Source organism: Streptomyces plumbidurans (assembly GCF_019857225.1).
Classification (GTDB): domain Bacteria; phylum Actinomycetota; class Actinomycetes; order Streptomycetales; family Streptomycetaceae; genus Streptomyces; species Streptomyces plumbidurans.
This window is the reverse complement of record NZ_JAFJSY010000061.1, coordinates 1-11890: the sequence shown is the minus strand read 5'-3', so window position 1 is coordinate 11890 and position 11890 is coordinate 1. Positions and strand designations below refer to the sequence as shown.

Below are 11890 nucleotides of genomic sequence, written 5' to 3'. Positions count from 1 at the left end.
TTCTCACGTTCAGCCCGGAGTTGCGGTCGCGCCGCACATTCGAAAGTTTCGATGAGGTTAACGATTTACTTCGGAGGGGTGCGGGGGCGCCCCGGTGCTGGCCCGCACCACCAGACTCGTGGCCAGCTCCACCCGTGTCGCCACCGGCGGCTGGTCCTCCCGCCCCAGGTCGAGCACCAGTTTGGCGGCCGCCTCGGCCATCTCCATCAGCGGCTGCCGCACGGTCGTCAGCGGCGGGCCGACCCAGCGGGCGACGGGCAGATCGTCGAAGCCGACCACGCTCAGATCCTCCGGGATGCGCAGCCCCAGCTCCCGCGCGGCCTCGTACAGACCGAGCGCCTGCAGGTCGTTGAGGGCGAAGACGGCGGTCGGCCGGTCCGGACGGCGCAGCAGCTCCAGGCCCTGCCGGTAGCCGGCCTCGTGGTGGAAGTCGCCGGTCACCACGAGGGACGGGTCGACCGGCAGGCCCGCGGTCTCCAGGGCGGCCCGGTAGCCGTCGATGCGGGCCCGGCTGCAGATCATGTGGGCCGGACCCGTGATGGCGCCGATGCGGGTGTGGCCGAGGTCGACCAGATGCCGGGTGGCGGCGAGCCCGCCCTGCCAGTTGGTCGCGCCGATGGAGGGGACGTCGACACCGGGGTCGCCGGCCGGGTCCATCACCACGAAGGGGATGGAGCGGCTGGTCAGCAGGGCGCGCTGGGACTCGTCGAGGCCGGACAGGACGAGGATCACGCCGTGCGGGCGGCGGGCGGCGACCTGGTCGGCCCAGGTGCGGCCGGGGGTCAGCCGCCCGGCGCTCTCGCTGAGCACCACGCTCAGGCCGGTGTCCCGGGCCACGTTCTCCACGCCCCGGATGACCTCCATCGCCCAGGCGCTCTCCAGCTCGTGGAAGACCAGGTCGAGCAGGGGCGATCTGCTGGCCTCCGCCCGCCGGCGCCGGTAGCCGTACGCGCGCAGCAGCTCCTCGACCCGGCGGCGGGTGGCCGGGGCCACGTCCGCGCGGCCGTTGAGGACCTTCGAAACAGTCGGCGCGGACACGCCGGCCTCGCGCGCGATCTCGGCGAGCGTCGCGGCCTGCGCCGAGCGGCCTGTCGCCGGGGTTGTCGGCCGCGTTTCAACGGGCTCCGGAGGTGTCATGGCGGCGATCGTATCCCTGCGCGACCTCTTGACGAACCCCTCGGCCCGCCCTAGGTTCCCGGAACATTCGAGGTTATTATCGAAACATTCGGGATAGGCCTTGCCCCGACTCGACAAGAGCAGGAGTTTCATGACCATCGCGCCCTGGCGTGACCTCGCCCTGCCCGCCGCCACCCGCGTCGACGACCTCCTCTCCCGGATGACCCTGGAGGAGAAGACCGCCCAGCTCTACGGCGTCTGGGTGGGCGCCGCCACGGACGGCGACGGAGTCGCGCCCCTGCAGTCCGAGATGGCCGCCGACCATGACTGGGACGAACTGATCACGCGCGGCCTCGGCCAGCTCACCCGTTCCTACGGCACCGCGCCCGTCGACCCGGCGCTGGGCGCGCAGGGGCTGGCCCGCGCCCAGCGCCTCATCGTCGCCGCGGGCCGCTTCGGCATCCCGGCCGTGGCCCACGAGGAGTGCCTGGCCGGCTTCACCGCCTGGGGTGCCACGGCGTATCCGGTGCCGCTGGCCTGGGGCGCCAGCTTCGACCCCGGCCTCGTCGAGGACATGGCCCGCCGCATTGGGGACGATCTGCGCTCGGCGGGCGTCCACCAGGGGCTCGCCCCCGTCCTGGACGTCGTACGCGATCCGCGCTGGGGCCGGGTCGAGGAGACCATCGGCGAGGACCCGTATCTGGTCGGCACCATCGGCGCGGCCTATGTGCGGGGCCTGGAGTCCGCCGGGATCGTGGCCACCCTCAAGCACTTCGCCGGGTACGCCTCCTCGGCGGGGGCCCGCAATCTCGCCCCCGTGCGGGCGGGGGTGCGCGAGTTCGCGGACATCACCCTGCCGCCCTTCGAGCTGGCGCTGCGCGAGGGCGGCGCCCGCTCGGTGATGGCCGCCTACAACGACACCGACGGCATCCCCGCCTCCGCGGACCCCGCGCTGCTCACCGAACTGCTGCGCGAGCAGTGGGGGTTCACCGGCACGGTCGTCTCCGACTACTACGGCGTCGCCTTCCTCCAGGCGTTGCACCGGGTGGCCGGCTCCCCCGCCGAGGCCGCGCACGCGGCGCTGGCGGCCGGCATCGACGTGGAGCTGCCGACCCTGAACTGCTACGGCGAACCGCTGCTCGAAGCGGTGCGGGCGGGCACCGTGCCCGAGTCGCTGATCGACCGAGCGGCCCGCCGGGTGCTGCTGCAGAAGTGCGAACTGGGGCTGCTGGACGAGGACTGGGACCCGGAACCGGCCGAACGGATCGACCTGGACTCGGCCGCCAACCGCGCGCTCGCCCGGCGGCTGGCCGAGGAGTCGGTGGTGCTCCTGGACAACCCGGACGGCGTGCTGCCGCTCGCCCCCGACACCCGTGTCGCGGTGGTCGGTCCGCGGGCTGCGGACGCGCTGGCGATGCTCGGCTGCTACTCCTTCCCCTCCCATGTCCTGCCCCGGCACCCAGAGGTGCCGATGGGCATCGACATCCCGACCGTGCTGGAGGCCCTGCGCACCGAACTCCCGGACGCCAAGGTGACGTTCACCGAGGGCTGCGGGGTGTCCGACCCCGATCCGGCGGGCTTCGAGGAGGCGGTGGCCCGCACCGCCGAGGCGGATGTGTGCGTGGCCGTACTGGGCGATCGGGCGGGCCTGTTCGGGCGGGGCACCTCCGGCGAGGGCTGCGACGTGACGGACCTCAGGCTCCCGGGCGTGCAGGGCGATCTGCTGGACGCCCTGGTCGCCACCGGTGTCCCCGTCGTCCTGGTGCTGCTCACCGGGCGCCCCTACGCCCTGGGCCGCTGGCACGGCCGGCTGGCCGCGGTCGTGCAGGCGTTCTTCCCCGGCGAGGAGGGCGGTCCCGCGGTGGCGGGGGTGCTGTCGGGCCGGGTGAACCCCTCGGGCCGGCTGCCGGTGAGCGTGCCGCGGCTGCCGGGGGGCCAGCCGTGGACGTATCTCCAGCCGCCGCTGGGTCTCGCGGGCGACGTCAGCAATCTCGACCCGACACCGCTGTACGCCTTCGGGCACGGGCGCTCGTACACGACGTTCGCGTGGGAGGCGCGGCCGGTCGAGACCGAGATCGGCACCGACGGCTCCTGCGACCTGTCCGTCACGGTCCGCAACACCGGTGACCGTGCGGGCGCCGAGGTCGTCCAGCTCTATCTGCACGACCCGGTGGCCTCGGTGACCCGCCCGGACGTCCGCCTGATCGGCTACCGGCGGCTGGAGCTGGAGCCGGGCGAGGCGGCCCGGGTCACCTTCCGCTTCCACGCCGACCTGTCCGCCTTCACCGACCGCACCGGTACGAGGGTGGTCGAACCGGGCGCTCTGGAACTACGGTTGGCGGCATCCAGCGCGGACGTACGGCACACGGCACGCCTGCGGCTGACCGGTCCGGTCAGGGTGCTCGGCGCCGACCGTCGGCTGCGGTGCGAGACGGAGGTGTCGGGGGCCGGGTGACCCCGGCCCCAAGGATCGGGGGAACGATGATCCGGCACACGCATCACGAGTTGTGGGCGGCGGCGCTGATACTCACCGGCGTCGCCGGCGGCTGGGCGGCGGCGGTCGGCGCCGGCCAGAGCCCCCCGGTGCCGAGCGGAGACCTCGGAGTGCTGGTCGCCTCGGCGCTCGGCTTCCTCGTGCTGTCGACGCTGCTACGGGCGTCCGGGCTCAAGTGGGTCGGTCTGCTACGGCAGTTCGAGGCGGCGGCGCTGCTGCCGGACGACGACCGGGGTCGTCGCCGCTCCGCCTTCACTCCCCGCATGCTCGGTCTGGTGCTGCTGCCCGCTCTGTGCGTGTTCGTCATCAGGGACACCGCCATCGTCGTGGTGTCCCTGGCGGTGGGCCTCGACTGGCTCGGCAAGGCGGTGGCGGGCGCCGGCTGGGAGCGGATGAACGGCCGGCACCTGTGGCTGGCCGCCGACCCCGAGGACCCGTCGGCGCTGCGCTGCACAGCCGTCAGTCCGTCCCCAGCGACTCGAACCGCCAGCGGTGCACTGCCCGAGTGACCAACTCGCCGTCCGGCTCGGGAAGTTCGGGCAGCTCGGCGTCGTAGGGCGCGTCCCACCAGGTGATGACGAGGACGCGGTCCTGCGGGGCGCGGAGGAACTCCCGGCGCAGCGGCTCGGCGGCGAGCCGCTGCGCCCGCGCCCAGGCCAGCAGCTCCTCGCCGCGGCCCGCGGCCGCCCGCGCCTCCCACATCAGGGCGACGCTCACGAGTAGAGGTTCTCCTTGCTGACCTCGTGCACATGGTCGTGGCCGTGCCCGGGCACATGGGTGTCCGTCACCGGGAGCGAGGAGTCCGCCGACAGGTCCCAGCTCGACGCCGCCCGGTTGCGCGCGACCATCTCCGCGCCGAGCGCCGCCACCATCGCGCCGTTGTCGGTGCACAACTTCGGCCGCGGTACGCGCAGTTGGATACCGGCCGCCTCGCACCGCTGCTGCGCCAGCGCCCGCAGCCGCGAGTTGGCGGCCACTCCGCCGCCGATCATCAGATGCCCGACGCCCTCGTCCTTGCAGGCCCGTACGGCCTTGCGGGTCAGCACGTCCACGACCGCCTCCTGGAAGGACGCCGCGACATCACGCACCGGCACCTCCTCCCCCGCCGCCCGCTTGGCCTCGATCCAGCGGGCCACGGCCGTCTTCAGACCGGAGAAGGAGAAGTCGTACGGCGCGTCCCGCGGCCCGGTCAGACCGCGCGGGAACGCGATCGCCCGCGGGTCGCCCTCGCGCGCGTACCGGTCGATGACCGGGCCGCCGGGGAAGCCGAGGTCCAGCACGCGCGCGATCTTGTCGAAGGCCTCGCCGGCCGCGTCGTCGATGGTCGCGCCCAGCGGCCGTACGTCCGAGGTGATGTCGGTCGACATCAGCAGGGAGCTGTGCCCGCCGGACACCAGTAGCGCCATCGTCGGCTCCGGCAGCGCGCCGTGCTCCAGCTGGTCCACGCAGATGTGGGAGGCCAGGTGGTTGACGCCGTACAGCGGCTTGCCGAGCGCGTAGGCGTACGCCTTCGCCGCCGAGACGCCGACCAGCAGGGCGCCGGCGAGGCCGGGACCGGCGGTGACCGCGATGCCGTCCAGATCGCGCGCGCTCACCCCCGCCTCCTTCAGCGCGCGGTCGATCGTCGGCACCATCGCCTCCAGATGGGCGCGCGAGGCGACCTCCGGGACGACGCCGCCGAAGCGGGCGTGCTCGTCGACGCTGGACGCGATGGCGTCGGCGAGCAGGGTGGTGCCGCGCACGATGCCGACGCCGGTCTCGTCGCAGGAGGTCTCGATGCCGAGGACGAGCGGTTCGTCAGCCATTGATCTCGGTTCCTTGTACGGAGTTGGCAGGGTCGGTCAGTCGCATGACCAGGGCGTCCACGTTGCCGGGCTGGTAGTAGCCGCGCCGGAACCCGATCGCCTCGAAGCCGAAGCGCTCGTAGAGCTTCTGGGCGCGGATGTTGTCGATCCGGCACTCCAGCATCACTTCGGCGCACTCGAAGTCGGTCGCGGCCTTCAGCAGCTCGGTCAGCAGCGTCGCTCCGAGGCCCGTGCCCCAGTGGTCGCGGGCGACGGCGATGGTCTGGATGTCGGCGAGGTCCCCCGAGGCGGCGAGGCCGGCGTAACCGACCATGCGGCCGCCGGCGTTCTCGGTGCTTCCGGCGTTCTCGGCGTTCTCGGCGTTCTCGGCGACGACGTAGCGACGCGTCGCCCCGGGTCCGCGCGCATGGGCCAGCTCGGACCAGAACATCCCCCGGGACCAGGCGTCCTCGGGGAAGAGGTCCTTCTCCAGTTCGAGCACGGGATCGATGTCCCACCAGCGCATCTCGCGCAGTCGAGCGGTCACGGGTGCGGTCACTTGGGGGTGACCACCTTGTAGTTCTTGGGGACCTGGGCGTCCGGTCGGCGCAGGTACAGCGGCCGGGGCGCGGGCAGTTCCTCGCCCGCGGCCAGCCGCTCGGCGGCCAGGCCCGCGAGCGCGGCGGCCGAGACGTGCTCGGGCTCGCGCGCCTCGGGGAAGGTGTCCGGGTACAGCAGCGCGCCCGCGCCGACGGCCGGCAGCCCGGCCACCTGGTCCGCGATGTCGGCGGGCCGGTCGACGGCGGGGTCCGTCAGACGCGTGCGCGAGTCGGCGTAGCGCGCCCAGTAGACCTCCTTGCGCCGGGCATCGGTCGCGACGACGAACGGGCCTTCGGCGATGTCGGACGCGTACGCCAGGCCGTCGAGCGTGCACACGCCGTGCACGGGGACACCGAGCGCGAGGCCGAAGGTGTCCGCGGTCATCAGCCCGACGCGCAGCCCGGTGTAGGGGCCGGGCCCGATGCCCACGACGACGGCGGTGACGGCGTCGAGCCCGATCCCGGCCTCGGCGAGCACCCGGTCGACGGCCGGCAGCAGCAGCTCTCCGTGCCGGCGTGCGTCCACCTGTGAGGCGGAGGCGATGACGTCCGAGCCGTCGTGCAGGGCGACGGTGACGGCTGGGGTTGCGGTATCCAGAGCGAGCAAGAGCACGCAAACAGCCTACGGCTCCTGCGCCTGCGGTATCGCCGCCCCGGTCGGGCGGGTGAAGGCTGCTACGGTCGCCGCAAATAGGACGTACGACGTGATGGGTCAGGTGGGCGACGGTGCCAAGCAGCAGCTCCGGATTCGTGTTCGGGCTCACCGCGGCCGCCCTCGCGGCGGTCGGCTTCCTCGGTTACCAGGCCCACGGGACCGTCCCGGCGGATCTCGCCGGGGCGCACACGAGCGCCTCCCCGGCCGCCGTCGCCTCCAAAACGCCCGGCGGCAAAGTGGACCCCAACGTCCCGCCCGCCGGTTCCGGGGTCGGGGAACGCGTCGTGTACTCGGTGGGCAGCGACCGCGTCTGGCTGGTGGGCACGCGCAACGAGGTCACGCGCAGCTTCCGGGCCACACCCGGCACCGTCGACCCGGCCCCCGGCGTCTACCGGGTCACGTCCCGCTCCAACTCCGTGATCGGCACCGACGGCGTACCCATCGAGCATGTGGTGCGCTTCGCCAGCGTCGACGGCGTGGCCATCGGCTTCAGTGCGGAGGTCGGCCACTCGGCCGGTGAGACCGACCCGGGCGTGCGCACGGGCGGCATCCGCGAGTCCCGCGAGGACGGCAACGCGATGTGGGAGTTCGCGACGATCGGCGCGCAGGTCGCCGTCATCCCGTAGGGCCTGTCTCAGGCGGCTTCTTGGTGCCGCTCGGCCGACGTGCCGCACAGGCCGGGGTCGGGCAGGCGTGGCGGGGTGGAGATCGCGTGCGCCGCGGCGCACGACGCCAGCAGTTCGCGCATGGACACACCGGCTGCGACGGCGTAGGGCTGGTGCTGCTGCTCGTTGCTCTCGGTGGCCGGCATGGACGCCTCCTGGGGACCGGGGGCGGGCGTAGTTAGGTAGACCTAACTACGAGCTGGGTACCATGTGACCACGCACGACACGTCGAACGCAACAGCTTGCCGACGTCTTGTCGGAACGTTCACGGGCTCGCCCGTCCGCACGGGTCTCCCCGGACCCGCACCGGTCCTCAGGCGGTGAGCACGCTCAGGTCCACCGCCGCCCAGCGCTCCCCGAGACCGGTCACCGTCACCTGGCGCACCTCGTCGGTGGTGTCCCCCACGGCCCGGTGGATGACGACGTTCAGCCGGTCCTCGGTCAGCTCCTCGACCTTCCCCTCGCCCCACTCCACGACGATCACCGAGTCGGACAGCGAGACGTCGAGGTCGAGGTCCTCCATCTCGTCGAGCCCGCCGGACAGGCGGTACGCGTCGACGTGCACGAGCGGCGGGCCGTCACCCAGCGACGGATGCACCCGGGCGATCACGAAGGTCGGCGAGGTCACCGCGCCCCGGACGCCGAGCCCCTCGCCGAGCCCGCGCGTGAGCGTCGTCTTGCCCGCGCCGAGCTCGCCGTTGAGCATCACGAGATCGCCGGCGCCCAGCAGTTTGGCGAGGCGGCGGCCGAGGTCCCGCATCTGCTCGGGGGAGGTGACGGTCAGCTCGGTCTCAACCGGGTTGTGCGCTGCTGCTGGTGCTTCCATAGCCACCCACGGTAGCCCCTGCGGGCACGGCACCCGCACGGGTGAGCAGGTCCGCCAGCCGGTCGGTGACCACTTCCGGGTGTTCCAGCATGACCAGGTGCCCGGCGTCCGGCACCAGCACCAGCTCCGCGTCCGGCAGCAGGTCGGCGATGGCCTCGCTGTGCTCACTGGGCGTGACGAGATCGCCGATCCCGGCCAGCACGAGGACGGGCAGCTGCGCGAAGTGCTCCAGGGCCCCGGTCTTGTCGTGGTCGGTGAACGCCGGGTAGAACTCGGCGACCACGTCGATCGGCGTGCCCTCGATCATCCGCTCCGCGAACCGCGCCACCGCCGGGTCGACGTCCCGGGAGGCGAACGAGTACCGCTTGATCACCCCGGCGAACAGGTCGGCGGTGGCCCGGCGCCCCTTCTCCACCAGCGCCGCCTGCTGTCCCAGCGCCTTCAGCACTCCGGGCAGGACGCGGCGCACCGCGTTGACGCCGGCGACGGGCAGCCCGAAGTTGACCTCGCCGAGCCGCCCGGACGACGTACCGACGAGGGCGACCGCGACGACCCGGTCCCGGACCAGCTCCGGATACTGGTCGGCCAGCGCCATCACCGTCATCCCGCCCATGGAGTGCCCGACGAGCACGATCGGGCCCGTCGGCACCGCGGCGTCGATGACGGCCTTCAGGTCCCGCCCCAGCTGGTCGATGCTGACCGGCACGCCGTCCCGCACCTGCTGCACGCCCCGCCCGGAACGCCCGTGGCTGCGCTGGTCCCAGTGCACGGTCCGTACGACGCCCCGCAGGGCCGCGCGCTGGAAGTGCCAGGAGTCCTGGCTGAGGCAGTAGCCGTGGCTGAAGACGACGGTGACGGGAGCGGGCGCCTTGCGCCCGAACAGCCGCCGGCGGCGCGGTCCGAGCGCGGGCACGGCCTCGGGGTCGACGTCGTCGACCTCGTAGTACAGCTCCGTGCCGTCCTCGGCCGTGGCCGTGCCGGGCACGCCACGCAGCGATCCGTACGGTCCCGCCGAGTCGAGGGCCAGCCGGGCCTTCTTGCGCATGCCGCGGCCGACGGTCAGCCGCTCGATGGCCACGCCGGCCGCCGCGCCCGCGGCCACCACGCCTATCGCGGCACCGGCGAGGCCGGTGGCCCTGCGCCAGTTGCCCGCCGCCCCCGTGGCGGAGGCGACGGCTGCGACGGCCTCCGCACTGCTCTCGCTCACGTACCGCTCCTCTTCGCCGATCTGCCGCTCTCACCGGGGGTGTTGCTCGACTTGCAGATGCTGCACTTCTGCCGGACCGGCGCGTCGCTGCCGGACCGGCGCGCCCTCAGGCCGGTTACCCGCTTTGTTCCTCGTTCACGTAGACGCGGGGAACGCGTGTTCCGATGCGTGTGACGATCTCGTAGGCGATGGTGCCCGCCGCCTGCGCCCAGTCCTCGGCGGTGGGCTCGCCGCGGTCGCCGGGCCCGAAGAGCACCGCCTCCGTACCGGCCGCGGGCTCGTCCCCGCCGAGGTCGACGACGAACTGGTCCATCGCGACCCGTCCCGCGACGGTCCGCCACTTCCCGCCGACCAGCACCGGGCCGGTGCCGGAGGCGTGCCGCGGGATGCCGTCGGCGTACCCGACGGGCACGAGTCCGAGGGTCGTCTCGCCGGGGGTGACGTAGTGATGCCCGTAACTGACGCCGTGACCCCCCGGGACGTGCTTCACCAGCGCGACGGCCGCGGACAGGGTCATCGCCGGGCGCAGCCCGAAGTCGGCCGGGGCGCCGATCTCGGGGCTCGGCGAGATCCCGTAGAGCGCGATCCCGGTCCGTACGAGGTCGAAGTGGGCCTCGGGAAGGGTGAGCGTGGCGGGCGAGTTGGCGATGTGCCGCACCTCCGGCCGCACGCCCCGGCCCTCGGCGTACGCGAGCATCTCCCGGAAGCGGGTGAGCTGGAGGGCGATGGAGGGGTGGCCCGGTTCGTCGGCGCAGGCGAAGTGCGACCACAGGCCGGTGATCCGGATGAGGCCGTCGGCCTCGGCGCGCAGCGCCGCCCCGACCAGCTCGGCCCAGTCCTCGCCCGGCTGGCAGCCGTTGCGCCCGAGGCCCGTGTCGGCCTTGAGCTGCACGCGCGCGTGCCGCCCTGCGCGGCGGGCCGCGTCCGTGACCTCGTCCAGGGCCCACATCCCGCTCACCGACACGTCGATGTCGGCCTCGATGGCCTCCTGCCAGGGCCCGCCCGGCGTCCACAGCCAGCACATGACGCGCCCGGGCAGCCCGGCGGCCCGCAGCGCGAGGGCCTCCTCGGGCGTGGCGGTCCCCAGCCAGGCGGCCCCCGCCTGCACGGCCGCGCGGGCGCAGGGCACGGCCCCGTGGCCGTACGCGTCGGACTTGACCACGGCCATGAGGGCAGCGTCCGGCGCCAGGGCGCGCAGGGCCCGCACATTGGCGCGCAGGGCGCCCAGGTCGATCTCGGCGCGGGCGCGCAGGGGCGCGGTCGGGGCAGTCGCTGTCTCAGTCATGGCGCACCCAGTGTCTCAGAGGGGTCCGACACCCCTGAGGCACCAGCCCCGAGGGGCGTGTGTCCCGTCAGCCCCTCGTGTCCCGTACGTCCCGCCACGCCGCCGGGATCGCCGCCGCCACGTCGTGCGCCCCCGCCGGTGCGCCGTCGGCCGCGTAACGCCCCGCCAGCCCGTGCAGATAGGCGGCCGCGCTGCCCGCGTCCAGCGCGGACAGACCGGACGCCAGCAACGACCCGGCCAGGCCCGACAGCACGTCCCCGCTGCCGGCCGTGGCCAGCCAGGGCGTGCCGGTGGCGTTGACCCGTACGGCACCGCCGCGCGCGTCGGCGATCAGCGTGGTGGACCCCTTCAGAAGCACCGTCGCCCCGTACCGGGAGGCGAGTTCGCGCACCCAGGTCAGCCGCGCCCCCTCGACCGTCTCCCGCGCGACGCCCAGCAGCGCGGCGGCCTCCCCGGCATGAGGGGTCATCAGCGTCGGCGCGGTACGCGCGCGTACCGCCTCGCGGTCGGCGAGGCGCAGCCCGTCCGCGTCGACCAGAACGGGTACGTCGCAGGCGAGCACCTCGGCCACGGTGGACGCGTCGTCCCCGGCGCCGGGCCCCACGACCCAGGCCTGCACCCGCCCGGCGTGTTTCGGCCCCCGGTCCGACACCAGCGTCTCGGGGAACCGGGAGATCACCGCGTCCCCGGCGGGCCCCACGTACCGCACGGCTCCCGCCCCGCCCCGCAGCGCCCCGGACACGCAGAGCACCGCGGCACCCGGATAGCGGGCGGACCCGGCGGCGATCCCCACGACCCCCCGCCGGTACTTGTCGCTCTCGGCGCCCGGCACCGGCAGCAGCCGGGCCACGTCCGCGTGCTGCAGCGCCTCCAGCGCGGCCTCGTCGGGCAGTTCACCGCCGAGCCCGATGTCGACGAGCCGCACGGACCCTGCGTACTCGCGCGCGGGATCGATCAGCAGCCCCGGCTTGTGCGTCCCGAAGGTGACGGTCAGGTCGGCCCGTACGGCGTCCCCGTGCACCTCCCCGGTGTCGGCGTCGACCCCGCTGGGCAGGTCGACGGCGACGACGGCGGCGCGGGACTCGGCGGCACAGGCCGCCAACTGCGCGGCGTCGGGCCGCAGTCCGCCCTTGCCGCCAATGCCCACGATGCCGTCGACGACGAGGTCGGCCCGCAGGATCGCCTCCTCGACGGCGCCGACACCGGCCGCGGCGGCGGCGCCCACCGTGTCGGCACCCGCGCCGACGACGCGCCCGCCG

At 73.9% G+C, this 11890-nt stretch carries 13 protein-coding genes; 3 read left to right on the top strand and 10 right to left on the bottom strand.

What is annotated here, in order from left to right; genetic code table 11:
- Positions 1-57 precede the first annotated feature (57 nt).
- Positions 58-1137: a LacI family DNA-binding transcriptional regulator gene (locus JYK17_RS30215; RefSeq protein ID WP_108013278.1), complete on the bottom strand. Its 1080-nt coding sequence runs from the start codon at positions 1135-1137 to the stop codon at positions 58-60.
- A 130-nt stretch (positions 1138-1267) separates the two neighbouring features.
- Between JYK17_RS30215 and JYK17_RS30210 the strand changes: the two genes are divergently transcribed.
- Positions 1268-3571, top strand: a complete 2304-nt coding sequence (locus tag JYK17_RS30210; RefSeq protein WP_108013279.1) for a beta-xylosidase/alpha-l-arabinosidase — start codon at positions 1268-1270, stop codon at positions 3569-3571.
- A 26-nt stretch (positions 3572-3597) separates the two neighbouring features.
- Positions 3598-4119, top strand: a complete 522-nt coding sequence (locus tag JYK17_RS30205; RefSeq protein WP_108013280.1) for a hypothetical protein — start codon at positions 3598-3600, stop codon at positions 4117-4119.
- Here the strand turns inward: JYK17_RS30205 and JYK17_RS30200 are convergent.
- Genes JYK17_RS30200 through tsaB form a run of 4 tightly spaced genes read right to left on the bottom strand, consistent with a single transcriptional unit; the run spans position 4070 to position 6606 of the window.
- A complete protein-coding gene (locus JYK17_RS30200; protein WP_108013281.1) occupies positions 4070-4327 on the bottom strand; it encodes a hypothetical protein in 258 nt (85 codons plus the stop codon). The two genes, JYK17_RS30205 and JYK17_RS30200, sit on opposite strands and share 50 nt — an antisense overlap.
- Positions 4324-5415, bottom strand: a complete 1092-nt coding sequence (gene tsaD, locus JYK17_RS30195) for a tRNA (adenosine(37)-N6)-threonylcarbamoyltransferase complex transferase subunit TsaD (RefSeq protein WP_108013282.1) — start codon at positions 5413-5415, stop codon at positions 4324-4326. Before tsaD ends, JYK17_RS30200 begins: the two co-directional genes overlap by 4 nt.
- Entirely contained in the window at positions 5408-5953 is a 546-nt protein-coding gene (gene rimI / locus JYK17_RS30190; RefSeq protein WP_128802707.1) for a ribosomal protein S18-alanine N-acetyltransferase, read from the bottom strand. Before rimI ends, tsaD begins: the two co-directional genes overlap by 8 nt.
- Positions 5950-6606: a tRNA (adenosine(37)-N6)-threonylcarbamoyltransferase complex dimerization subunit type 1 TsaB gene (tsaB, locus tag JYK17_RS30185; RefSeq protein WP_108013284.1), complete on the bottom strand. Its 657-nt coding sequence runs from the start codon at positions 6604-6606 to the stop codon at positions 5950-5952. Before tsaB ends, rimI begins: the two co-directional genes overlap by 4 nt.
- A gap of 113 nt (positions 6607-6719) precedes the next feature.
- Between tsaB and JYK17_RS30180 the strand changes: the two genes are divergently transcribed.
- Positions 6720-7274: a hypothetical protein gene (locus tag JYK17_RS30180; RefSeq protein ID WP_222811600.1), complete on the top strand. Its 555-nt coding sequence runs from the start codon at positions 6720-6722 to the stop codon at positions 7272-7274.
- An 8-nt stretch (positions 7275-7282) separates the two neighbouring features.
- On the opposite strand, the gene JYK17_RS30175 is transcribed toward JYK17_RS30180, so the two are convergent.
- The 5 genes from JYK17_RS30175 to JYK17_RS30155 all read right to left on the bottom strand — a co-directional run.
- Positions 7283-7459, bottom strand: a complete 177-nt coding sequence (locus JYK17_RS30175) for a hypothetical protein (protein ID WP_164932226.1) — start codon at positions 7457-7459, stop codon at positions 7283-7285.
- Positions 7460-7626: 167 nt separating this feature from the next.
- Positions 7627-8139, bottom strand: coding sequence for a tRNA (adenosine(37)-N6)-threonylcarbamoyltransferase complex ATPase subunit type 1 TsaE (gene tsaE / locus JYK17_RS30170; RefSeq protein ID WP_128802705.1), 513 nt, complete (start codon positions 8137-8139; stop codon positions 7627-7629).
- Entirely contained in the window at positions 8105-9346 is a 1242-nt protein-coding gene (locus tag JYK17_RS30165; RefSeq protein WP_108013287.1) for an alpha/beta fold hydrolase, read from the bottom strand. The genes tsaE and JYK17_RS30165 overlap by 35 nt, the downstream gene beginning before the upstream one ends.
- Positions 9347-9461: 115 nt before the next feature.
- The gene (gene alr, locus JYK17_RS30160) at positions 9462-10631 is read right to left on the bottom strand and encodes an alanine racemase (protein WP_108013288.1); all 1170 of its coding nucleotides are present in this window, start codon (positions 10629-10631) and stop codon (positions 9462-9464) included.
- Between the two features lie 67 nt (positions 10632-10698).
- On the bottom strand, positions 10699-11890 hold a 1192-nt coding region (locus JYK17_RS30155; protein WP_261996306.1), incomplete at its 5' end, for an NAD(P)H-hydrate dehydratase.

Excerpts from the sequence above, each read along its gene's own strand:
- JYK17_RS30175 (WP_164932226.1), bottom strand. The coding sequence starts at position 7,459 with ATGCCGGCCACCGAGAGCAACGAGCAGCAGCACCAGCCCTACGCCGTC.
- JYK17_RS30210 (WP_108013279.1), top strand. The coding sequence starts at position 1,268 with ATGACCATCGCGCCCTGGCGTGACCTCGCCCTGCCCGCCGCCACCCGC.
- tsaE (WP_128802705.1), bottom strand. The coding sequence starts at position 8,139 with ATGGAAGCACCAGCAGCAGCGCACAACCCGGTTGAGACCGAGCTGACC.
- tsaD (WP_108013282.1), bottom strand. The coding sequence starts at position 5,415 with ATGGCTGACGAACCGCTCGTCCTCGGCATCGAGACCTCCTGCGACGAG.
- JYK17_RS30215 (WP_108013278.1), bottom strand. The coding sequence starts at position 1,137 with ATGACACCTCCGGAGCCCGTTGAAACGCGGCCGACAACCCCGGCGACA.
- JYK17_RS30205 (WP_108013280.1), top strand. The coding sequence starts at position 3,598 with ATGATCCGGCACACGCATCACGAGTTGTGGGCGGCGGCGCTGATACTC.
- alr (WP_108013288.1), bottom strand. The coding sequence starts at position 10,631 with ATGACTGAGACAGCGACTGCCCCGACCGCGCCCCTGCGCGCCCGCGCC.